The sequence below is a fragment of the Streptomyces sp. NRRL WC-3626 genome (genome assembly GCF_000718785.1).
Classification (GTDB): Bacteria; Actinomycetota; Actinomycetes; order Streptomycetales; family Streptomycetaceae; genus Streptomyces; species Streptomyces edwardsiae.
On record NZ_JOCA01000015.1, the window covers coordinates 150297 to 171043 of the forward strand.

Below are 20747 nucleotides of genomic sequence, written 5' to 3' on the forward strand. Positions count from 1 at the left end.
AATCTGCGGCTCCGCCGCGCGGCCGGTCGCTAAGGCCTCCCCTACTCGAAAGAAGTGATCACCATGGCCAAGCGCATCGACGTCAGCGGCCTCAACGCCTACTACGGCTCCTTCCTGGCCATCGAGGACATCTCGATGACCGTCGAGCCCCGCTCCGTGACGGCCTTCATCGGCCCGTCCGGCTGCGGCAAGTCCACCTTCCTGCGCACGCTCAACCGCATGCACGAGGTCACGCCCGGCGGCCGTGTCGACGGCAAGGTCATGCTGGACGACGAGAACCTGTACGGCGCCGGCATCGACCCGGTGGCGGTACGGCGTGAGATCGGCATGGTCTTCCAGCGCCCGAACCCGTTCCCCACGATGTCGGTGTACGACAACGTGGCGGCGGGGCTGCGGCTGAACGGCAAGTACAAGAAGTCCCAGCTGGACGACGTCGTCGAGAAGTCCCTCAGGGGCGCGAACCTCTGGAACGAGGTGAAGGACCGCCTCAACAAGCCCGGCTCGGGCCTGTCCGGTGGTCAGCAGCAGCGTCTGTGCATCGCGAGGGCGATCGCGGTGGAGCCGAAGGTCCTGCTCATGGACGAGCCCTGCTCGGCCCTGGACCCGATCTCCACGCTCGCGATCGAGGACCTGATCGGTGAGCTGAAGGAGCGCTTCACGATCGTCATCGTGACGCACAACATGCAGCAGGCGGCGCGGGTCTCCGACCGTACGGCCTTCTTCAACCTGGCGGCCGTCGGCCAGCCCGGCAAGCTGATCGAGCTCGACGACACGGAGCGGATCTTCTCCAACCCGTCGGTCCAGGCCACGGAGGACTACATCTCCGGCCGCTTCGGCTGACCCTCATACCCCTCGCGGTGCTGCATGGCGGTGCCACCGCGAGGCCGCAAGGGCCCGCCCCCCAGGGGGGCGGGCCCTTCTACTTCCCACCCACCGACGCACACCCGCGCCACCATCGCCCCCACAGCTGCGGCCACCCGCACCACCATCGCCCGCGTAGCTGCGGGCAGTCGTGCCGCTGGGGCGGCACGGGTGGGCGCAGCGGCACCCCCTCCAGCGGGGCGAGCGCACACCCACCCCCGGTGCGGGCAGGCACCCGGGGTGTCGGCTGAGCGGGGGGCGGAGCGCGGCCCGGCGCCAACGGGGTGCCGTCGCGCCCACCCGTGCCGCCCTGCGGCACGACTGCCCGCGGCTGGGCGGAGGGCAGAGAGCCGGCCCCGCCCACCAGCTACAGCACGATCAGATTGACCAGCCCGAACGACAGCGCCGCCACCACCGCCGCAGCCGGCATCGTGATGAACCAGCCGAGAACGATGTTCTTGGCAACCCCCCACCGCACGGCGTTGACCCGCTTCGTCGCCCCCACACCCATGATCGCCGACGTGATCACATGCGTCGTGGAAATCGGCGCGTGGAACAGGAACGCCGACCCGAACATGATCGACGCCCCCGTCGTCTCCGCCGCGAACCCCTGAGGCGGATCAAGCTCAATGATCTTCCGCCCCAACGTCCGCATGATCCGCCAGCCCCCCGCATACGTCCCCGCGGACAGCATCAACGCACAAGCGATCTTCACCCACACCGGAATCGGATCGCCGTATTCCTCGACATCCGCGATGACCAGCGCCATCACCACGATGCCCATGGTCTTCTGCGCGTCCTGCAGACCATGCCCCAGCGCCATCCCCGCCGCGGAAACGGTCTGCGCGATCCGGAACCCGCGCTTCGCCTTGTGCGGATTGGCCCGCCGGAACATCCACAGGATGGCCGTCATCACCAGATAACCGGCCAGCAAACCCACGATCGGCGACACGAACATCGGAATGACGATCTTGTCGACCACTCCGTGCCAGTAAACGGTCGTCCCGCCGGCGAGCGCCGCCCCGACCATGCCCCCGAACAGCGCGTGCGACGACGAGGACGGCAACCCGAAGTACCAGGTGATGAGGTTCCAGACGATCGCCCCGACCAGCGCGGCGAAGAGGATCCCCATCCCCTTCGACCCCTCGGGCGTCTGGATCACCCCCTCGCTGACGGTCTTGGCGACCCCGGACCCCATGAACGCGCCGGCGAGGTTCATCACGGCCGCCATCGCCAGCGCCGCCCGTGGCGTGAGCGCCCGCGTCGACACGGACGTGGCGATCGCGTTGGCGGAGTCGTGGAAACCGTTCGTGTACGTGAAGAAGAGCGCGACGCCAATGGTCACGACCAGAGCAAGGGTGTCCATGAAAGGCTCAGGACTCCTTGACGGCGATGGTCTCCACCGTGTTCGCCACGTGCTCGAAGGCGTCGGCCGCTTCCTCGAGCACGTCCACGACCTGCTTGAGCTTCAGTACCTCGATCGCGTCGTACTTGCCGTTGAAGAGGTGGGCGAGCAGCTTGCGGTGGATCTGGTCGGCCTGGTTCTCCAGCCGGTTGACCTCGATCCAGTACTCGGTGAGGTTCTCCATCGTGCGCAGGTGCGGCATGGCCTCCGCGGTGAGCTCGGCCGCGCGCGCCAGGACCTCGATCTGCTGCTCGACGCCTTTGGGCAGTTCCTCGATGTTGTAGAGGACGACGAGGTCGACGGCCTCCTCCATGAAGTCCATGATGTCGTCGAGGGACGACGCGAGGGAGTAGATGTCCTCACGGTCGAACGGCGTGATGAACGAGGAGTTCAACTGGTGGAAGATCGCATGCGTGGCGTCGTCACCTGCGTGTTCCGCGGCCCGCATACGCTCTGCGATCTCGGCCCGGGCGGAGGGGTCCGCCCCGAGCAGTTCCATCAGGAGCTTCGAGCCCGTGACGATGTTGTCCGCGGACGCGGCGAACATGTCGTAGAAGCTCGTCTCCCTGGGGGTCAGACGAAAGCGCACGTGGGGTCCTCGGTATGCATCGGTTTCGGTCAGGCTGATGCTAGGCGCATCACCCGGTCACAGCTAACGGGCCGCTCACCAGTGTCGCCCATAGGACAGAGTGATGAGTACGGGGGCGGTCCGAGGCCTGTTTCCGGCCGTAGCACCTGCCGTCGGCCAAGAGGCCTATACCCAGCAAAGTTCGGTACCATATACCCACCAGGGGTATATGTCGCCCGCCAGTGCACCAGGAGGACGCGATGACGGACACCACAGATGCCGCGGCCATCGTGACCGACCACGACCGCGGCATCCACGGGTACCACCACCAGAAGCAGGAGCACCTCAAACGGCTGCGCCGTATCGAGGGCCAGATCCGCGGCCTGCAGCGGATGGTCGACGAGGACGTGTACTGCATCGACATACTCACCCAGGTGTCCGCCTCCACGAAGGCGCTGCAGTCGTTCGCGCTGCAACTGCTGGAGGAGCACCTGCGCCACTGCGTCGCGGACGCGGCCGTCAAGGGCGGCGACGAGATCGACGCGAAGGTCAAGGAAGCGACGCAGGCCATCGCCCGCATGCTCCGCACCTGACCGCCCTGCCCGCCTCAGCCGCCGGCGGGCCCGTCCCGCGTCTCGGCCACCCTGAGCACCTCGTCGATGCTCTCCAGGCTGAGCCGGTCCTCGGCATTGGAGGCGGCGATGATCAGCTCGCCGCAGAGTTCGATCTCGGCGAGCGCCACGTGGTCCTGAACCGGAACCGTCCCACCGCCGAGCGGTGCCACGCGCCTCACCTCACTCTGTCGTCACCGACTTCCTAGAGTAGGGAGCGCCCTACACACCGCGCATGGCACGGAAGGGCTAGTTCAGGCCGGTCACTCCTCGGCGATCCGCCCCGCGTAGATGTCGTCGCCGTGCGGCAGCCGTACGTCGGCGGCGACCCCGAAGTCGTACAGCAGCGTGGTCGAGGCGACCGCGACGGGCTCCTCCTGTCGGCCGTTGACGAAGCTGAACCGGTGCCGGAGCTTGCGGATCCGCCCGTCGTCGTCGAGGTAGACGTCGAACGGCACCCGCGCGGTGGCGAAGCCGGTCGCCGCCGCGCCGAGCGACTCCTGGTTGGCGCCGGACGCCTCCCGCGAGGCCTCCCGCAGATCGGCGGTCCCCCGGTAGTGGCGCACCTTCGCCCCGGCGACCTCGGTCCGCCCGACGAACGTCGCCGACCGGGTCCCGCGCAGCACCTCGGCGGCGGCGTACGGATCGGTGGCCCCGCCGGTGACGAGGTTCCCGTCGGACAGCGTCCCCGTGTCCACCCGTACCCACTTGTCGGCGGGCACGCCGGCCCCCCGGTTCTTCATGAACAGCGCACCGGGAGCGAGCAGTTCGGTGATGGGCCGCCGTACGGTCCCGCCCGCCGGGTCCTGCGGCAGCATCACCTTCAGCCGTCCGAGCCGCCTCCGGTAGTCGTAGACACCTTCGCCCCGGATGGTGACCCGGGTCCCGCCGGTCGCCATCTCCAGGGAGGTGGTCGCCTTGGAACTCCCGGCGGCGACGAGCGCGTCGGCGGCCTCCCGCAACACCCGCACCGGATCCCCGGCAGGCGCCCCCGCGGTCGCGGCACCACTGCTCCCACAGCCCCCGAGGCAGCACAGCACCCCGAATCCAGCCATCACGCCGCGCATCCGAGCCATGTCAGGGTTAACGACCGGTAATGGCCCGCGTTACCGTGGTCGACGTGCCCCAAGAGGACGACCCTCCACCCCACACGACGACCACCACCGAACAGGGCCCCTTCTGCACGGCCCACTGCACCTGCGGCTGGCGAGGCCCGGCCCGCCGAGCCAGAAGCCAGGCCAGAAAAGACGCCCAATCCCACACCACCCCCGCCTAGCTGCGGGCACAGCTGCGGGCAATCGTGCCGCTGGGGCGGCACGGGTGGGCGCAGCGGCACCCCCTCCAGCGGGGCGAGCGCACACCCACCCCCGTCCACCAGTCACCGAGGTGTGGGCTGAACGGGGGGGGCGTGACACAGCCCGGCGTCAGCGGGAGGCCCGCGGAGAGCGACGGCTACGCCGCGAGGTCCCGCTTCTCCGCCCCCGCCGACCCCTGCCGCGCATCCCCCGACGCGACCCGCCCCCGCGAGACCCGAGGCCGGGCGGACACCAGCCACCCACCCCGAGGCGACCGCTCCACCGCCCGCATCAACGGCGTCAGCAAGGCCATGGCCAGCGGCGACAGCAGCAACGCCACCGCGGTCCCGAGCGCCAGCCCACCCACGACGTCAGTCGGATAGTGCACACCCATGTACACCCGGATGAACCCGCCCAACAGCCCCAGCACCAGCCCGACCAGCCCCAACCGCCGGTTGACCAGGAACAGCCCCACCGCCAACGCCATGCACAGCGTCGCGTGATCACTCACGAACGAGTAATCGTTCTTTCCGTCGACCAGAACCTCGAGCCCCTCATGGTCGAGGAACGGCCGCCGCCTCTCCACGAACCCCCGGATCGGCACATTCACCAGCACGGCGACGCCCGCGGCGAGCGGGGCCCACACCAGGGCCGCCACCGCCGGCGCGGCCTCCTCGCCGCCCCGCCGCCTGACACCCCACCAGCACCACACCAGCAGCCCGATCAGGGCGAACAGCAGCCCGAACTCCCCCACGAACTCCATGAGGTGGTCCAGCCACGGCGGCGCGGCCTTCGCCAGGCCATTGATGTCGTACAGCAGGTCGACGTCGGGGTTCGACCCGGAATCGGCGAGTCCAGCCATGTCGCTGCGGCCCCTTCGTCATATATGTTCCGGCGCACCGTTCGCACGCCTCTCCTGCCACCCCCGTGGTTTGTAGATCCGCTCTTTCGCTCGGCTACGACAACAGGAACGCACGGTCCCCATTGATACGTTCCACACTCCACCGAATGATCACGCAGACGTTATCGAAGAGAGACGCATCTCCGCAGCTCAGGGGGGCGGTTGACGCTCCGCTCACACAGTGGTGGGGAGCGCTTTCGCGCCATCTTCGGTGACGCGTGTGGCACCAAAGTAGTCAGGAGTGTCGATCGGGTCGAATCGGATCACCGCATTGGTCCGGGGCGCGTCGATCATGTACCCGCCTCCGACATAAATGCCCACATGCCGGATCGCGCGGGAATTGGTGAGGTCGTCCGAGAAGAACACCAGATCGCCCGGAAGCAGTTCGTCCCGGCTGGGATGCGGCCCCGCGTTGTACTGATCGTTCGCCACACGCGGCAGCGTGATCCCGACACTCTCGTACGCGGCCTTGGTCAACCCCGAGCAGTCGAACCGTCCGCCCTGCTCAGGCGTACCGTTACCGCCCCACAGATACAACGTCCCCAGCTTCGACTGCGCGTACGAGATCGCCCCCGCAGCCTGCTTCGAAGGATCCACCCGCCCCACGGGCGCGGCGAAGCTCTCCTCCAGCGCCCGGATCCGCTTGACGTAGTTCTGGGTCTCCTCGTACGGCGGGACGCCTCCGTACTTGATCACCGCGTACGCCCCGGCGTTGTACGAGGCCAGCATGTTTTCGGTCAGATTCCCGCCGACGTCCTTCACATAGGACGCCAGCGAGCAGTCGTACATCGCCGCCGACGGGATCGCGTCCGCCGGGTCCCATACGTCGCGGTCCCCGTCCCCGTCCCCGTCGATCCCGTGGGTGGCCCACGTACCGGGGATGAACTGGGCGATGCCCTGCGCCGCCGCGTGACTCTGCGCCTTCGGGTTGAACCCGCTCTCCTGGTAGAGCTGCGCGGCGAGCAGCGCCGGGTTGATGGCAGGGCAGGAGTTGCCCCACTTCTGTACGAGCGCCTGGTACGCGGCGGGCACGCTCCCCTTGGCCAGCGACTTGGACGTCCCGCCGGCGACCCCGTTGGCGAGGTTCCCGGCGATGACGTAGACCCCGACGACGAGCAGCATCACGAAGGCGAGCCCGGAACTGACGGCGATCCCCGCCGCGACCCACGCCTTACGCACCGTCAACCGCCCCTCGCCGTACGGCAGTCCCCCGCCGCACGTCAGTGTAGGGGCGGCGACCCCTCTTCGGCATGATCACGCGTGACATTGGCGCGGTTGCTACGTGCGCGTGTCCGACCGCGCCGGGCCGCGCCATCCGCACTCCGCCCACAGCACCTTCCCGCCGCCCGGTTCGCCCAGCAGGGAGGCGCCCCAGGAGTCGGCGTACGCCCGTACGAGGCCCAGGCCGCGTCCGCCCTCCGAGGCTCCGTGCGGCATGGCGCCGTGGACGAGGCCGGCGCCCAGGCCGGAGGGGATGGCCGGGTCCTTGTCCCATACGCCCACCCGGAGCCGGCCGGACTCCGTCGGCCGGATGTGGAGGGCGTACGGGCCGCCGGTGTGCAGATGGGCGTTGGTCAGCAGCTCCGAGGCGAGCAGTTCGGCCGTGGGGGTGAGTTCGCCGAGGTTGTAGGCGGACAGTACGGATCGCAAGGTCGAACGGGCGATCCCCGGTGAGCGTGCATCACGCGCGAGGTGAAGGGTGTAGGACCAGGTCGGGGATACGGTGGACATGGAAGTCTCCGATCAGTGAGGTCAGTTGGGTGCGTGCGAACAGGGGCCCAGTGGCGGTACCGAACCGTCGATCGGTGCACTTCTGGGCGGGGCGCCTGCAACCAAGCTAGCCGGGCTCAGCTAATGCATTAGCCAGTTCTCCAAATCTGCATTAGCTTCCACTCGTCTGGGTGACCATCACGCCAAGGGAGCGTCAGAAACCGTGAGAACCAGCCCGACCGGTCGTCAGCTTCGACTTGGCGCCGAGCTGCGAAAACTGCGCGAGCGCGCGGGACTCACCGCCACAGAAGCCGGTCAACTTCTCGGCGTGAAGCAGAACCAGATCAGCAACACGGAAGCCGGGCGCATCGGCGTGAGCCCAGAACGCGTACGCACGTTGGCCCACCACTACAAGTGCGGCGATCCGGCCCTCGTCCAGGCCCTCAGCGGCATGGCCGCGGACCGCAAGCGCGGCTGGTGGGAGGAGTACCGCGAGATTCTCCCCGCCGCGCTTCTGAACCTGGCCGAAGTCGAACACCACGCAACACGCCTACGCGGCGCCGTGACCGTCCACATCCCCGGCCTGCTACAGACCACCGAACACGCTCGCGAACTGTTCCGGCAGGTCGTACCCGAGTTCCCACCCCCGGACATCGAGCACCGGGTGTCCTTCCGCATAAAGCGGCAGGCCGTGCTGTACCGCGCATCCGCCAACCCGTATCTCGCGGTTATTCACGAGGCCGCGCTACGCATGCAGTTCGGCGGCCCGAAGACCGCCCGCGCGCAACTACAACGCCTGCTGGACATGAGCGAGCGGGAGCACATCACGATCAGGGTGCTGCCGTTCGCCGCCGGAGGCTTTCCGGGGTCGGGGCAGTCGATCTTCTACTCGCACGGTCCCATCCCCCAGCTCGACACCGTCCATCTCGACCAGTCCCACGGACCCGTGTTCCTCGACGCCGAGGCGCAGCTGGCCATGTACCGGATCCTGCTCGATCGCCTGGACTCCCGGGCACTTACCCCGGAGAAGTCACGCGATGTCATCAACCACCTCGTCCGAGACCTGTGAGAGGAAACCCCATGCCCGGACTCAACTGGCAGAAGTCATCCCGGTGCGGATCAGGTGACTCCTGCGTGCACATCGCCGCGACCCCCACCGCGATACACATAGCCGAATCCGCCGACCCCGGCGACGCGATGCTCACCACCAGCCGCACCGCATTCCGCTCCTTCCTCCACGCCGTCAAGACCGTAGGCGTCGGTCGGCCGACCTGAGAGGCGGTCATGCACAGCTCCCCTTGGCAGAAGTCTTCGCACTGCGGGGAGGGCGACTCCTGCGTCCACGTTGCCGCCACCCCCGCCGCGATTCACATAACCGAGTCCGCCGATCCCGGCGGAGCCGTCCTCACCACCACCCCCGACGCGTTCAGCGCCCTTCTCCGCTCCCTCAAGGCAGAACCGCACCGGGACCACCGGGCCCCCGCCCTCACCGTGACGACCGCCGACGACCGCAGCGTCCGCGTCCACGCCCCCGGCGCTCCCACCGTCACCACCGACCGTCGCCGCTGGGACGCCTTCGTGCTCGGCGTCCAAGCCGGCGAGTTCGACCACTTCGTGGCGTAGCGTCACCAAGAGTTTCACTCAGCGTGATAAACAGAGTGACGATACGACTCTTCCCCCATCGGAGCGCGCCCTTCGCGGAGACCGGCGCGCGCCGGTGGCAAGCTATTCGTACGAAACCCGCCAACGGATGACGCCAAGTCGACATGCGAAGGCGTCATTTTCGGCGACAATGAGGCCTGACCTCTGCACGACCGCAGAGGGTGCGGAACTACCCATACAGGGGCGGTGACTTACATGTTCTTCGCGGCCGACGAGGGAGACATCAACACCATTATCGGCGGGATCGCCCCGGACTGGGGGCCCTTCGGCAGCCTGGGCAACGAGGCCAAGATCATGATCGAGGTGGTCATGGCGGTCGCGATCCTTCTCTGCCTGGGCATCGCCATCTGGGGTGCGGCCAAACAGCGCATCGGCGCGACCGCGTTGAGGGACACGTTCAGCGCCGAACAGGGCAAGGGTCTGATCATCGCGGGCCTGACGGGCGTCTTCATCATCGGCTCGCTCGGCACGCTGTTCACCATCGTGTACGGCATGGCCGTGTAGCGCCGCTCCCCCTCTTCCGGCCGGGCACGCCCGGCACCCCCTCCATCCCACCCGCCCGTCGTGCCCACCGGCTGAGGTTGCGTTTCCCTGATGTCCAGTCACCACACCCCGCCCGCACAGGGCCCGGCACGGCTACCGTCGTACATGGAACACACGGAGCACGAGCTGTTTCCGCACGACGCTGAGGGGGCGTACGCGGTATGAGTCTCGGAGACGACACAGGCCAGACCCGCACCCGCATGCCGGAACGGGACGGCGATCCGTACGGCGGCTCGCGCAGAGGCGGCCGTTCGTCGTCGCGCAGCCTGGTGACGGTGGTCGGTGTGGTGGTCATCCTGATCGCGGCGATCGCCTTCGCGAACCGTGGAGGCGGGGATTCCGCCGCGGACGACGGCGGTGGCGGCGGTGGCGACGCCCCGAAGGCGTCGTCGACGGCGGCGTCGGGAAAGAAGCCGGTGGACGGCAAGGCAGCCGGCATCCCCTCGGGCTTCGCCCACGACAAACAGGGGGCGGAGAGCGCGGCGGCGAACTACGCGGTCGTGTTGGGGTCTGACGGCATGTTCAATTCCACCCGGCGGCACGAGATCGTGCAGACGCTGGCGGATCCCGGCTCAGTGGGCAAGCTCCAGTCCGGCTTCGACGCCGACTACTCCGCGGACTTCCTGAAAGCGGTCGGGCTCGACAAGGACGGCGCGGCTCCCTCCGGGAGCACGTTCGTCAGCCGCACACTTCCGGCAGGCACCAAGGTGACGGCGTTCAGCGACAGCGGCGCAACCGTCGAGGTCTGGTGCAACGGCCTCTTCGGGCTCGCCGGTGACAAGTCGACCACCCCCGTAACCAACAGCTGGTTCACCGTGACCATGAAGCTGAACTGGAGCGGGGACGACTGGAAGGTCCTCGAGACCTCCCAGAAGACCGGCCCCACCCCCGTGGCCGGGGACAACCCGGTTACCGGCGCTGACGAGATCAGCAAGGCGGTCCAGGAGTTCGGAGGCTTCACCTATGCCCGGTAGCCGACACCGTGCGCTCAAGCTCACGGGCCTCGTCGCGATCGTTCAGGCGACCGCCGTCCTGCTGGCCACGCGTGCCTTCGCAGACCCCTCGCCCTCGCCGACACCGACGGAGAGCTCCGACCCCTGCTCGCTGATCGCCGGTCCGGCCAAGAAGTACTGCGAACGAGGCAAAGACGGTGAGGGCTCCGGAGCATCCAGCACCCTCAACGACCCCACCACCACCCTCGACCCCCTCGCCTCCCTCGCCAAAGGCTGCGCCGACGCCGCTTCCTACACCATCAAGCAGCTCAGCAAGGCCGTAGAGGACACCGCGAACGTCGACTTCACGAACGCCCAGTTCCGGCAGCAGTACGCCATCGTCTTCGCGGCGTCCGCGATCCTCACGCTCGTCCTCTGGCTGCTCGCGGTCACCAAGCGAGCCGTACGAGGCGTCCCCTTCACCACCGCCCTCTCCGAGGCGCTCGGCTTCCTCTGGCTGACCGTGATCGCCTCCGCCTTCACCCCGCTGATCCTCTACACGGTCGTCTCGGCGACGGACGGCGTCAGCGAGGTACTGGCGAAGGCGACCGGCGGTCAGACGGACATCTTCTTCGGCTCGTTCGCCGAGGCACTCGAAAAGGGCGACGACATCGGCGGCGGCCCGATCATGCTGATCGTCGTGTCGCTGGTGTCGATCCTCGCCGCGGGTGTCCTCTGGCTGGAGCTCGTCATCCGCGCCGCCCTGCTCTACGTCGGCGCCCTCCTCGGCACGGTCGTCTACGCGGGCCTCGTCGACAAGAACCTGTGGGGCCACGTCCGCCGCTGGGCGGGCATCATGATCGCCGTGATCCTGGTGAAGCCCGTGATCGTGATCGTGCTCGGCCTCGCCGGGGCGCTGTCCTCCGAGGACGGGCCCAACGCGTTCTCCGCCGTGGTCTCCGGACTGTCGATCATCCTGCTGGCCATCTTCGCCAGCGCGATGATCTACCGCTTCGTGCCCGGCTTCGGCGACGAGATCGCGGGCTCCCGCAACAACCGCATCATGCAGGGCGCCGAGAGCAAGGCCGCCGCCGTGATCAGCTCACCGGCGACGCTGGTCTCTCAGGGCATCAAGACGCACAGCACCCGCGCCGACAACAACAGCGGCGGAGGAGGCGGGGCCCGCCCCTCCAACCCCGCCTCCGGCGGAGTCGCCGCCCACAGCTCACGCCCGACGGGTGGCGGCGGCGCCGCCCCCGCACCGCGCTCCAGCAGCCCGGTGAACTCCCCCCATGCCGGCAACACCCGCAACAGCAGCACCAACAGCACGGGAGGTGACGGGCGTTGACGACCGAGACCCACGTGTCCCACGTGATCGCGCCCCGCCGTACGTATCTGATCGGCCGCGCCCGGCCGAACGCGATCGTCGGCCGTAATCGCGAGACCGGAGAGATCGCGCTGATCGTCGTGGGCGCGTTCCTCGGCATGATGTGCGGGCTCCTCGTCCCCGTCCTGTCCGTGCGGATCGTGCTCCTCGCCGGCCTGCCCATGCTGGCCCTGTCCGCCGTGTACGTGCCCTACAAGGGCCGCACCTTCTATAAGTGGTTCGAAATCAACCGCAGCTTCAAGCGCACCGTGCGCCGCAACACCACCTACCGCTCCGGCGCCGCCGAGGCGGGCACCCGCCTGGACGGACGCGAGGTGGAGATCGGGTCGCCCCCCGGCATCGGACGGATCACCTGGCTCGCCGCCCCGTTCGGCCCCGACGAGATCGCCGTACTGCTGCACGCGGACCGCAAGACCGTCACCGCCGCCATCGAGATCGAGGGGCCGGGCGTCGGCCTGCGCGACTCCGAGGACCAGGAAGCCCTCGTCGACCGCTTCGGCACCCTGCTCAAGCACGTCGCCAACGGCGACGGCTTCGTCACCCGCATCCAGATGCTCGCCCGCACCCTGCCCGCCGACCCCGACGCCCACGCCAAGGACGTCGCCGTCCGCGGCGACGACAGGTCACCGGGGTGGCTGCAGCAGTCGTACGAGCAGCTCCAGTCGATGGTGTCGACCAGCAGCGAGCAGCACCGCGCCTACCTCGTCGCCTGCATGCACTACAACCGCGAACTCGCCGCCGAGGCCCAGACCATGGCCCGCGCGATGCGCAGCCAGGGCGGCGGCAAGGTGAACCGGGACGCGGGGCTCGCCGTCGTCATGGCCCGTGAGCTGACCGACATCTGCTCCCGGCTCCAGGAGGCCGACATCCGCGTACGGCAGCCGCTCGGCCAGAGCAGACTGTCCTCGCTGATCCACTCCATGTACGACCCGGACCATCCGATCGACCACATCCAGGCGATGTCGCGGCGCAACGCCTGGCCGGCCGAGCTGGACGCCATGGAGCCCACCTACCTCCAGGCGAAGACCCGCGAGTCCTCGACCCGCGCCCCCTGGTGCCACGCCACGGCGTGGATCAAGGAGTGGCCGATGACGCCGGTGGGCGTCAACTTCCTGGCCCCGCTGCTCGTCCACACCCCGGACGTGATCCGTACGGTCGCCGTGACCATGGACCTCGAACCCACCGAGGTCGCCATCGAGCGGATGCTGACCGAGAAGACCAACGACGAGGCGGAGGCGTCCCGCGCCGCCAAGATGAACCGCACCGTCGACCCGCGCGACATCGCCGCCCACGGCCGCCTCGACCAGCGCGGCGAGGACCTCGCCAGCGGCGCGGCCGGCGTCAACCTGGTCGGCTACATCACCGTCTCCTCCCGCAATCCCGAGGCCCTGGCCCGCGACAAGCGGACCATACGGGCGTCGGCCGGAAAGTCGTACCTGAAGGTGGAGTGGTGCGACCGCGAGCACCACCGCGCGTTCGTGAACACACTCCCGTTCGCCACCGGCATTCGAAGGTAGGGGCTGAGCCGCTATGCGGGATCCGCTGTCCGTCGTCACCGACGCCTTCACGTCCTTCCTGTTCGGAAAGGTCGAGACGACACGGCTGCCGGTACGTACGTCCACGGGCCAGGCCCAGGCGGTCTACCTGCCGACCGCCGCGCCCGGCCTCGGCGACTCCGGCGTCATCATCGGCCGCGAGGTCTACTCCGGCAAGGGCTACATCTACGACCCCTTCCAGCTCTACGGCCAGCAGCTCCCCGCCCCGCACTGGCTGGTCCTCGGCGAGTCCGGCAACGGCAAGTCGGCCCTGGAGAAGACGTACGTCCTGCGCCAGCTGCGCTTCCGCGACCGCCAGGTCGTCGTCCTGGACGCGCAGGGCGAGGACGGCGTCGGCGAGTGGAACCTCGTCGCCCAGGAGCTGGGCATCACGCCCATCCGGCTGGACCCGACGGCCGCCCTGGACCACGGCATCCGGCTCAACCCCCTCGACCCGTCCATCACGACGACCGGCCAGCTCGCCCTGCTGCGGACCATCATCGAGGTCGCGATGGGCCACGGCCTGGACGAGCGCTCCGGCTTCGCCCTCAAGGTCGCGCACGCCTACGTCAACGAGACCATCCTCGACCGCCAGCCGGTCCTCTCCGACATCGTGGAGCGGCTGCGCCACCCGGAACCGGAGTCCGCGGAGGCGATGAACGTCGCCATAGACGACGTACGGGCCTGGGGCCTGGACGTCGCCCTGGTCCTGGACCGGCTCGTCGACGGTGACCTGCGGGGCATGTTCGACGGCCCGACGACCGTCGGCATCGACCTCGACGCACCGCTGATCGTGTTCGACCTGTCCCACATCGACCGCAACTCCATCGCCATGCCGATCCTGATGGCGATCGTCGGTGTGTGGCTGGAGCACACCTGGATCCGCCCCGACCGGAAGAAGCGCATCTTCCTGGTCGAGGAGGCCTGGCACATCATCAACAGCCCCTTCGTGGCGCAGCTGTTCCAGCGGCTGCTGAAGTTCGGGCGGCGGCTCGGCCTGTCGTTCGTCGCGGTCGTCCACCATCTGTCCGACGTGGTGGACGGGGCGGCGGCGAAGGAGGCGGCGGCCATCCTGAAGATGGCGTCGACCCGGACCGTCTACGCCCAGAAGGCGGACGAGGCGAGGGCGACGGGGCGGGTGCTCGGCCTGCCCAGGTGGGCGGTCGAGATCATCCCGACGCTGACACCCGGTATCGCGGTGTGGGACGTCAACGGCAATGTGCAGGTGGTCAAACACCTGGTCACGGAGACGGAACGCCCGCTGGTCTTCACCGACCGCGCGATGACCGAGTCGTCCGCCGACCTCACGGACGACGCCCTGCGCGCCGCCGAGCTGGAGGCGGAGGAGCGGGCGGCGGCCTTCATGGAGCAGCACGTCGGCGACTCCGAATCGACGGTGGCGTAGGGGGCGGCGCGTGTGAGACCGGACGATCGGCGTGAGCAGGGCGGCATCCCGGACGGGCTGCTGGTCGGCATCCTCGCGTTCCTGCTCGGCATGACCGCGATGGTGTGGACGGCCACCGGCCTCGCGGGCCTCTTCGCCCACGGCCACTGGCCGGACGGCATCACCTTCACCCGCACCCCCCTGGCCATACGGCACCTGGTCGCCGAACCCGACAACCTCCCGGGCGCCTGGCCGGACACCCCGGAGTCCGCCCTCTCGGGCTACGGCCTCTTCTGGGGCCTGTTCATCGGCCAGCTGATGATCCTGACGGTCCTGGCGGTGTTCGTGATGGGCACGCTGGCCCGCTGGAGGGCGCTACGGTCCCGCCGCCGGACGGACCGGAAGCCGGCGGTGCGACAGCGGCAACCGGAACCGGAGCCTCTGCCCGAACCGGAGCCGAAGCAGCTCCACGAGGTGCCCACCCCGAGGGAGCCCGAGAAGCAGACGCCGGTGCCGGAAGAACCCGTACGGACACCCGTGGCCGACGGTGAACCGGTGGCTGGGTGGGAAACACCCCGCGTCGAAGGCGCGGGGCTCCACAACGGCCCCCCGGCCACCGCGGGGCTGTGCTACGGCCCCCCGGCCACCCGCCACACCGCCGCCACCCAGGCCGTACGCGACGCCGAGGGCCCCGCCCTCGTCCTCACCTCCAACCCCACCCTCTGGCACGACACCAAGGACGCCCGCGCCAAACTCGGCCCCACCCACCTCTACGACCCCACCCACCTGTGCGACACCCCGGCCCGCCTCCACTGGTCCCCCACGGCCGGCTGCGAGGACAAGGACACGGCCAAGGCGAGAGCGGTCGCACTGCTCAGCCCCGTACGACCCACCTCCCGCCTCGACCAGGCGGTCGCCGACACCGCGGAGACCCTCCTCCGCAGCTACGTCCACGCCGCCGCCGTGGACGGCCGTACGATCCGCCACGTCCACCGCTGGTCCCAGGGCATCCAGGTGCACGACGCCGTACGCATCCTCCGTACCAGCCCCAAGGCCGCCCCCGGCTCCGCCGGTGAACTCGAGGCCGCGCTCACCGCACACCCCGAACGCCGGGACATGGCCCAGCAGCTGACGACCCGTGCCCTGGCCGCCCTCTCCACGGTCAACGTCCGTGAAGCCTGCACTCCCAACCGAACTGATGCCCTCGCCCTGGATTCCTTCATCCATGAAGGGGGCACGCTTTACGTCGTGGGCGAATCCATCGAGGACCCCCGCACCAGCCCGGGCGCGATGCCCCTGCTGACGGCCCTCACCTCGCACGTGGTCGAGCACGGCCGGCGCATGGCCGCACGGTCATCCTCCGGTCGGCTCGACCCACCACTCACCCTCGTCCTCGACGACGTGGCGGCCGTGGCCCCGCTCCCCCAGCTCCCCGACCTGCTCGCCACCGGCACGGACCTCGGCCTGCCCACACTGGCCCTGCTCCGCTCCCGCGAACAGGCCCGAGCCCGCTGGCCCCACACCGAACTACCCGTCTGAGTCCTAGATCACGGCCGCTCGACCACCATCTCCAGCTCGTCCGGCTCGTCGGCCCGAGGCACGGTCACCCCGCTCTCCACGAACCCGGCCTTGCGATAGAACCCCAGCGCACGCGCGTTCTCCGGATGCACCACGAGCCGAACACGCTCCACCCCGCGCCCCCACGCCCACTCGAGCGCCGCGTCGAACAGCGCCCTCGTCAGCCCGTTCCCCCGGTACCCGGGCGCCACGTACACCCCCACCAGATGCCCCTGCCGCCGCTCCACGGCCAGCCCGGCCCAGTCGGTCGTCCCGGCCTCCTCGATCAGCACGGCGACATTGCCCACCCAGCTCCCGTCCGGCGCCTCGGCGATGAACTGCCGGGCCCCGTTCGCCGTACGCTCCCGCCACCAGGCATCGGGCCGGGCCGCCGCCTCCTCGTAGGTGTCCAGATAGGCGAGGTGCGCGACCGGATCCCGCAGCGCGACGAGCCGCAGCTCCTTCGACGCCCGCCACTCCTCCGCCCGCACCGGCCGGATCACACAGTCCCCGAAGGTCACCACGCTCGCAGTCATGCCCGCCACCGTAGTACCGGGGTACGACCGCCCTCATCCCGAATACGGTCCCCGGTCCGACGCCCACCGCCCCCGCGCGGACGAGCATCGAGACATGATTACGGCACAGGACCTCACCAAACGCTACGGCGACCGGACCGTCGTCACCGACCTGTCCTTCACCGTCCGCCCCGGCACCGTCACCGGCTTCCTCGGCCCGAACGGCGCCGGCAAGTCCACCACCATGCGCATGATCCTCGGCCTGGACGCCCCCACACGCGGCCACGCCACCGTCGGCGGCCGCGCCTACGCCGCCCACCCCGCACCCCTCACCGAGGTCGGCGCCCTCCTGGAGGCCCGCTCCGTCCACCCCGGCCGCACCGCCCACCACCATCTGCGCGCGCTCGCCCTCACCCACGGCATCCCGAAGAGCCGCGTCGAGCACGTCCTGGGCCTCACCGGCCTGACCGACGTCGCGAACCGCCGGGTCAAGGGCTTCTCCCTCGGCATGGGCCAACGCCTCGGCATCGCCGCCGCCCTGCTCGGCGACCCGGCCACGGTCATCCTCGACGAGCCGGTCAACGGGCTCGACCCCGAGGGCGTCCGGTGGATCCGCACCCTCCTCAAGTCCCTGGCCGCCGAGGGCCGTACGGTCCTGATCTCCTCACATCTGATGAGCGAGACGGCCCTCACCGCCGACCACCTGGTCATCATCGGCCGCGGCCGGCTCCTCGCCGACACCACGGTCGCCGACTTCGTACGCCACTCCGGCACGGGCACCGTCAAGGTCGTCACCCCGGACGCCACCGCCCTCGTACGCCAACTCGCCGCACCCGGCGTCACGATCACCACGGACGCCCCGGGCAGCCTCACCGTGCAGGGCGCCGACGCCGAACACATCGGCCGTACGGCCGCCGCCCACGGCATCCCCCTCTTCGAGCTCACCCCCAGCACGGCCTCCCTGGAGGAGGCGTTCATGGACCTCACCCACGACACGGTCGAGTACCCCACCGCCCTGGAAGGAGCAGCCGCATGACCACCACCGCCCCGCCCTACCGGGTCACCCCGGCCCGCGTCCTGCGCTCCGAATGGCACAAGCTGTGGACGCTCCGCTCCACCTGGATCAACCTCGCCGCCACCGCCGCCCTCACCCTCGCCATGGGCATCGGCGTCAGCGCCGCCTACGACGGCTCCGGCGGAGGCGGCATGGACACGGTCGTCTTCGTCCTCCTCGGCACCCAGTTCGCCACCATCACCCTCGCCGTCCTGGGCATCCTCGCCACCGCGGGCGAGTACTCCACCGGCCAGATCCGCGCCACCATGACCGCCGTACCGCGCCGGCTGCCCGTCCTGTGGTCCAAGGCCGCCGTCCTGGCCGCCGCCGCCTTCCCGCTCTGCCTGTGGACCAACCTGCTCACGTTCCCGCTCGCCCAGGCCTTCCTCGGCGACACCGACCAGTCGGCGTCCCTCGGCGACCCGGACGTCCTGCGCGGCCTCGCCGGCAACGCGGCGGGCCTCACGCTCCTCACCGTCCTGGCGCTCTGCCTCGGCGCCGTGACCCGCTCCGTCCCGCTCGCCATCGGCGCGTACATCGGCCTCCTCATGATCCTCCCGGAGGTCCTGGCGATGCTCCCGTACGCCTTCGTCGACGACGCCGTCGACCACTTCCCCGCCCAGGCCCTGCAGACCCTCACCGCCACCGACACCGCCTCGCCCGGCACGGCCCTCATCGCCCTCGCCCTCTGGGCGGCGGCCGCCCTCGCGGCGGCCGCGACGACCCTGCGCCGCCGGGACGTCTGAGCCGTGCCGCCCACCGTGTTCCCTCCGCCGGACGCACCCACCACCATGGACCCCGTGACGAACGACCCACAGGCTTCGCCGACGGCGGTACGGACGACGGAACCCCTCACCCAGTACCTGCAACGAGCCAACCAGCGGGTGCGCGCCTTCGACCGGCGGCACCCGCTGCTGTGGGATCTGCACTTCAGCGGTTTCTGGGTGATCGCCGCCCTTATCGACTACGCCGGTGACGGCTGGCGCAACGTCACCCACAACCCGGACGTCCCCGGCCCCCTCCTCCTCGTCCTGAGCCTCGGCCTGTCCGTCCCGCTCCTGTGGCGCCGCACCCACCCCGCGGGGGTCCTGCTCGCCATGGCCCCGTTCGCCCTGGTCAACGCCTGGTCGGGCGCCACCCTCCAGGCCGCGCTCCTCCAGCTCGTCGTCGTCTACCACATCGCTCTGCGCCTCCCCCTGCGCCATCTGTTCTGGGCCCCGGCCCTGATGCTCACCCCCGTGCTGGTGTCCACGGCCCGCTACGGCGAGGGCGAGTGGAGCCAGCAGATCGGCTCGCAGCTGACATCGATCCTCGTGGCCGTCCTCATCGGCATCACGGTCCGTACCCGCCAGAACTACACGAACGCCCTGGAGGATCGCGCCCGCCGTCTGGAGATCGAACGCGACCAGCAGGCCCAGCTGGCGGCCGCCGCCGAACGAGCCCGTATCGCCCGCGAGATGCACGACATCATCGGCCACAACCTGTCCGTCATCACCGGCCTCGCCGACGGCGGCAAGTACGCGGCCGGCAAGTCCCCGGAACGCGCCGCCCAGGCCCTGGACGCCATCGCCACCACCAGCCGCCAGGCCCTCGGCGAACTCCGCCGCCTCCTGGACGTCCTGCGCGACGAGGAACCCCGGCCCGCCGAACGGGCACCCCAGCCCGCCCTCACCGACCTGGACCGGCTCATCGCCGGCGTCCGCGAAGCGGGCCTCCCCGTCCAGGCCACCGTCGAGGGCCGGGCCGCTCTCCCGCCGGGCCGCCAGCTCACCGTCTACCGCGTCGTCCAGGAAGCCCTCACCAACACCCTCAAACACGCCGGCCCCGACGCCTCCTCGGAGATCCGTATCGTCTACGGCGGCAAGGGCGCCGTCACCGCCACGGTCACCGACACGGCAGCCGTACGGCCGGCCGCCGCCCCCACCGACGGCCGCGGCCTCCCCGGCATGCGGGAACGTACGTCCCTGTACGGCGGCACACTCGAGGCCGGCCCGCGCCCGCACCCCGAGCAGGGCTGGCGCGTCCATCTGCAGCTCCCGGAGGAATCCCCGCAGTGACCACCGTCCTCATCGCCGACGACCAGCCCCTCCAGCGCTTCGGCTTCCGCATGCTCCTGGAGAGCCAGGACGACCTGACCGTCCTGGGAGAGGCCGCGAACGGCACCGAAGCGATCCGTATGACGGCCGAACTGCATCCCGACGTGGTCCTGATGGACATCCGTATGCCCGGCCTGGACGGCATCGAGGCGACCCGTCGCATCGCCGCCACCGGCGACCGCACCCGCGTCCTCATCCTCACCACGTTCGACCTGGACGAATACGCCTACGCCGGCCTCCGCGCGGGCGCCTCCGGCTTCCTCGTCAAGGACGCCCAGCCCGAGGAACTCCTCTCCGGCATCCGCAACGTGGCCACCGGGGACGCGGTCGTCGCTCCCGGCCTGACCCGCCGTCTCCTCGACGCCTACGCCCAGCACCTGCCGACGACCACCGCGGAGCCCGCCCTGACCGACGCCCCGCACATCGATACCCGCCTGAGCTCCCTCACCGAACGCGAACGCGAGATCCTCACGGTCATCGGCATGGGCTGGACCAACACGGAAATCGCCACCCGCCTGCACCTGGCCGAGTCCACGGTGAAAACCCACGTGGGCCGCATCCTCGCGAAGACCGGCTCCCGGGACCGTATTCAGGCGGTCATCCTGGCGTACGACACGAAACTGGTGGAGCCGTCCTGAAACGCAGAAAGCCCCCGTGCCGAATGGCACGGGGGCTTTCTACAATGATTGTTCGGCGGCGTCCTACTCTCCCACAGGGTCCCCCCTGCAGTA

At 69.7% G+C, this 20747-nt stretch carries 23 protein-coding genes; 15 read left to right on the forward strand and 8 right to left on the reverse strand.

Features of this window, described 5'->3' with window-relative positions; translation table 11 throughout:
- Window positions 1-63: 63 nt before the first annotated feature.
- Window positions 64-840, forward strand: coding sequence for a phosphate ABC transporter ATP-binding protein PstB (gene pstB, locus IF28_RS0123010; RefSeq protein ID WP_030223617.1), 777 nt, complete (start codon window positions 64-66; stop codon window positions 838-840).
- A 388-nt stretch (window positions 841-1228) separates the two neighbouring features.
- Here the strand turns inward: pstB and pitH are convergent, their stop codons facing one another.
- Window positions 1229-2227 (reverse strand): low-affinity phosphate transporter PitH, encoded by a 999-nt coding sequence (gene pitH / locus IF28_RS0123015; protein WP_030223620.1) that lies wholly within the window; start codon window positions 2225-2227, stop codon window positions 1229-1231.
- Window positions 2228-2234: 7 nt separating this feature from the next.
- Window positions 2235-2855 (reverse strand): DUF47 domain-containing protein, encoded by a 621-nt coding sequence (locus IF28_RS0123020; protein ID WP_030223622.1) that lies wholly within the window; start codon window positions 2853-2855, stop codon window positions 2235-2237.
- 239 nt (window positions 2856-3094) lie between these two features.
- Here IF28_RS0123020 and IF28_RS0123025 point away from each other — a divergent pair, with 239 nt between their 5' ends.
- Window positions 3095-3427: a metal-sensitive transcriptional regulator gene (locus IF28_RS0123025; protein ID WP_037893801.1), complete on the forward strand. Its 333-nt coding sequence runs from the start codon at window positions 3095-3097 to the stop codon at window positions 3425-3427.
- 14 nt (window positions 3428-3441) lie between these two features.
- Here IF28_RS0123025 and IF28_RS37990 read toward each other — a convergent pair whose 3' ends face one another.
- The 5 genes from IF28_RS37990 to IF28_RS0123050 all read right to left on the reverse strand — a co-directional run bounded on the left by IF28_RS37990 (window position 3442) and on the right by IF28_RS0123050 (window position 7291).
- Window positions 3442-3627, reverse strand: a complete 186-nt coding sequence (locus IF28_RS37990) for a hypothetical protein (RefSeq protein WP_078621354.1) — start codon at window positions 3625-3627, stop codon at window positions 3442-3444.
- An 81-nt stretch (window positions 3628-3708) separates the two neighbouring features.
- Entirely contained in the window at window positions 3709-4521 is an 813-nt protein-coding gene (locus tag IF28_RS0123035) for a hypothetical protein (RefSeq protein ID WP_030223627.1), read from the reverse strand.
- Between the two features lie 376 nt (window positions 4522-4897).
- Window positions 4898-5602: a phosphatase PAP2 family protein gene (locus tag IF28_RS0123040; protein WP_030223629.1), complete on the reverse strand. Its 705-nt coding sequence runs from the start codon at window positions 5600-5602 to the stop codon at window positions 4898-4900.
- A 213-nt stretch (window positions 5603-5815) separates the two neighbouring features.
- Complete coding sequence (locus IF28_RS0123045; protein ID WP_394818143.1) at window positions 5816-6763, reverse strand: NlpC/P60 family protein; 948 nt, start codon at window positions 6761-6763, stop codon at window positions 5816-5818.
- A gap of 156 nt (window positions 6764-6919) precedes the next feature.
- Entirely contained in the window at window positions 6920-7291 is a 372-nt protein-coding gene (locus IF28_RS0123050; protein ID WP_234325328.1) for an ATP-binding protein, read from the reverse strand.
- A 283-nt stretch (window positions 7292-7574) separates the two neighbouring features.
- Between IF28_RS0123050 and IF28_RS0123055 the strand changes: the two genes are divergently transcribed.
- The 9 genes from IF28_RS0123055 to IF28_RS0123095 all read left to right on the forward strand — a co-directional run bounded on the left by IF28_RS0123055 (window position 7575) and on the right by IF28_RS0123095 (window position 16333).
- Window positions 7575-8420 carry a helix-turn-helix domain-containing protein gene (locus IF28_RS0123055; protein WP_030223637.1) on the forward strand — a complete coding sequence of 282 codons (846 nt, stop codon included), beginning with the start codon at window positions 7575-7577 and terminating at the stop codon, window positions 8418-8420.
- Window positions 8421-8431: 11 nt separating this feature from the next.
- Window positions 8432-8626 carry a DUF397 domain-containing protein gene (locus tag IF28_RS0123060; protein WP_030223639.1) on the forward strand — a complete coding sequence of 65 codons (195 nt, stop codon included), beginning with the start codon at window positions 8432-8434 and terminating at the stop codon, window positions 8624-8626.
- A gap of 9 nt (window positions 8627-8635) precedes the next feature.
- Window positions 8636-8974 (forward strand): DUF397 domain-containing protein, encoded by a 339-nt coding sequence (locus tag IF28_RS0123065; protein ID WP_030223642.1) that lies wholly within the window; start codon window positions 8636-8638, stop codon window positions 8972-8974.
- Between the two features lie 234 nt (window positions 8975-9208).
- Window positions 9209-9517 carry a hypothetical protein gene (locus IF28_RS0123070; RefSeq protein WP_004929725.1) on the forward strand — a complete coding sequence of 103 codons (309 nt, stop codon included), beginning with the start codon at window positions 9209-9211 and terminating at the stop codon, window positions 9515-9517.
- A gap of 200 nt (window positions 9518-9717) precedes the next feature.
- Complete coding sequence (locus IF28_RS0123075) at window positions 9718-10530, forward strand: hypothetical protein (protein WP_030223643.1); 813 nt, start codon at window positions 9718-9720, stop codon at window positions 10528-10530.
- Window positions 10520-11836, forward strand: a complete 1317-nt coding sequence (locus IF28_RS0123080) for a hypothetical protein (RefSeq protein WP_030223644.1) — start codon at window positions 10520-10522, stop codon at window positions 11834-11836. The genes IF28_RS0123075 and IF28_RS0123080 overlap by 11 nt, the downstream gene beginning before the upstream one ends.
- Window positions 11833-13392, forward strand: a complete 1560-nt coding sequence (locus tag IF28_RS0123085; RefSeq protein WP_030223647.1) for an SCO6880 family protein — start codon at window positions 11833-11835, stop codon at window positions 13390-13392. The genes IF28_RS0123080 and IF28_RS0123085 overlap by 4 nt, the downstream gene beginning before the upstream one ends.
- Before the next feature lie 13 nt (window positions 13393-13405).
- A complete protein-coding gene (locus IF28_RS0123090) occupies window positions 13406-14815 on the forward strand; it encodes an ATP-binding protein (RefSeq protein ID WP_030223649.1) in 1410 nt (469 codons plus the stop codon).
- Between the two features lie 12 nt (window positions 14816-14827).
- On the forward strand, window positions 14828-16333 hold the full coding sequence (locus IF28_RS0123095) for a type IV secretory system conjugative DNA transfer family protein (protein ID WP_030223651.1): 1506 nt from the start codon (window positions 14828-14830) through the stop codon (window positions 16331-16333).
- 8 nt (window positions 16334-16341) lie between these two features.
- Here the strand turns inward: IF28_RS0123095 and IF28_RS0123100 are convergent, their stop codons facing one another.
- Entirely contained in the window at window positions 16342-16887 is a 546-nt protein-coding gene (locus IF28_RS0123100) for a GNAT family N-acetyltransferase (RefSeq protein ID WP_030223653.1), read from the reverse strand.
- Window positions 16888-16981: 94 nt separating this feature from the next.
- On the opposite strand from IF28_RS0123100, the gene IF28_RS0123105 reads away from it, so the two are divergent.
- From IF28_RS0123105 to IF28_RS0123120, 4 genes are read left to right on the forward strand one after another with little or no spacing between them, the layout of a single operon-like run.
- Window positions 16982-17902: an ABC transporter ATP-binding protein gene (locus IF28_RS0123105; RefSeq protein WP_030223656.1), complete on the forward strand. Its 921-nt coding sequence runs from the start codon at window positions 16982-16984 to the stop codon at window positions 17900-17902.
- A complete protein-coding gene (locus IF28_RS0123110; protein WP_030223658.1) occupies window positions 17899-18666 on the forward strand; it encodes an ABC transporter permease in 768 nt (255 codons plus the stop codon). Before IF28_RS0123105 ends, IF28_RS0123110 begins: the two co-directional genes overlap by 4 nt.
- 45 nt (window positions 18667-18711) lie before the next feature.
- Window positions 18712-19977 carry a sensor histidine kinase gene (locus IF28_RS0123115; protein ID WP_030223661.1) on the forward strand — a complete coding sequence of 422 codons (1266 nt, stop codon included), beginning with the start codon at window positions 18712-18714 and terminating at the stop codon, window positions 19975-19977.
- Entirely contained in the window at window positions 19974-20654 is a 681-nt protein-coding gene (locus tag IF28_RS0123120) for a response regulator (RefSeq protein ID WP_030223663.1), read from the forward strand. The genes IF28_RS0123115 and IF28_RS0123120 overlap by 4 nt, the downstream gene beginning before the upstream one ends.
- Window positions 20655-20747 lie beyond the last annotated feature (93 nt).

Coding starts and splice junctions, on each gene's coding strand:
- IF28_RS0123065 (WP_030223642.1), top strand. CDS start 8,636: ATGCACAGCTCCCCTTGGCAGAAGTCTTCGCACTGCGGGGAGGGCGAC.
- IF28_RS0123105 (WP_030223656.1), top strand. CDS start 16,982: ATGATTACGGCACAGGACCTCACCAAACGCTACGGCGACCGGACCGTC.
- IF28_RS0123110 (WP_030223658.1), top strand. CDS start 17,899: ATGACCACCACCGCCCCGCCCTACCGGGTCACCCCGGCCCGCGTCCTG.
- IF28_RS0123080 (WP_030223644.1), top strand. CDS start 10,520: ATGCCCGGTAGCCGACACCGTGCGCTCAAGCTCACGGGCCTCGTCGCG.
- IF28_RS0123070 (WP_004929725.1), top strand. CDS start 9,209: ATGTTCTTCGCGGCCGACGAGGGAGACATCAACACCATTATCGGCGGG.
- IF28_RS0123075 (WP_030223643.1), top strand. CDS start 9,718: ATGAGTCTCGGAGACGACACAGGCCAGACCCGCACCCGCATGCCGGAA.
- pitH (WP_030223620.1), bottom strand. CDS start 2,227: ATGGACACCCTTGCTCTGGTCGTGACCATTGGCGTCGCGCTCTTCTTC.
- IF28_RS0123060 (WP_030223639.1), top strand. CDS start 8,432: ATGCCCGGACTCAACTGGCAGAAGTCATCCCGGTGCGGATCAGGTGAC.
- IF28_RS0123045 (WP_394818143.1), bottom strand. CDS start 6,763: ATGCTGCTCGTCGTCGGGGTCTACGTCATCGCCGGGAACCTCGCCAAC.
- IF28_RS0123025 (WP_037893801.1), top strand. CDS start 3,095: ATGACGGACACCACAGATGCCGCGGCCATCGTGACCGACCACGACCGC.
- IF28_RS0123040 (WP_030223629.1), bottom strand. CDS start 5,602: ATGGCTGGACTCGCCGATTCCGGGTCGAACCCCGACGTCGACCTGCTG.
- IF28_RS0123115 (WP_030223661.1), top strand. CDS start 18,712: ATGGACCCCGTGACGAACGACCCACAGGCTTCGCCGACGGCGGTACGG.
- pstB (WP_030223617.1), top strand. CDS start 64: ATGGCCAAGCGCATCGACGTCAGCGGCCTCAACGCCTACTACGGCTCC.
- IF28_RS0123035 (WP_030223627.1), bottom strand. CDS start 4,521: ATGGCTCGGATGCGCGGCGTGATGGCTGGATTCGGGGTGCTGTGCTGC.
- IF28_RS0123100 (WP_030223653.1), bottom strand. CDS start 16,887: ATGACTGCGAGCGTGGTGACCTTCGGGGACTGTGTGATCCGGCCGGTG.
- IF28_RS0123090 (WP_030223649.1), top strand. CDS start 13,406: ATGCGGGATCCGCTGTCCGTCGTCACCGACGCCTTCACGTCCTTCCTG.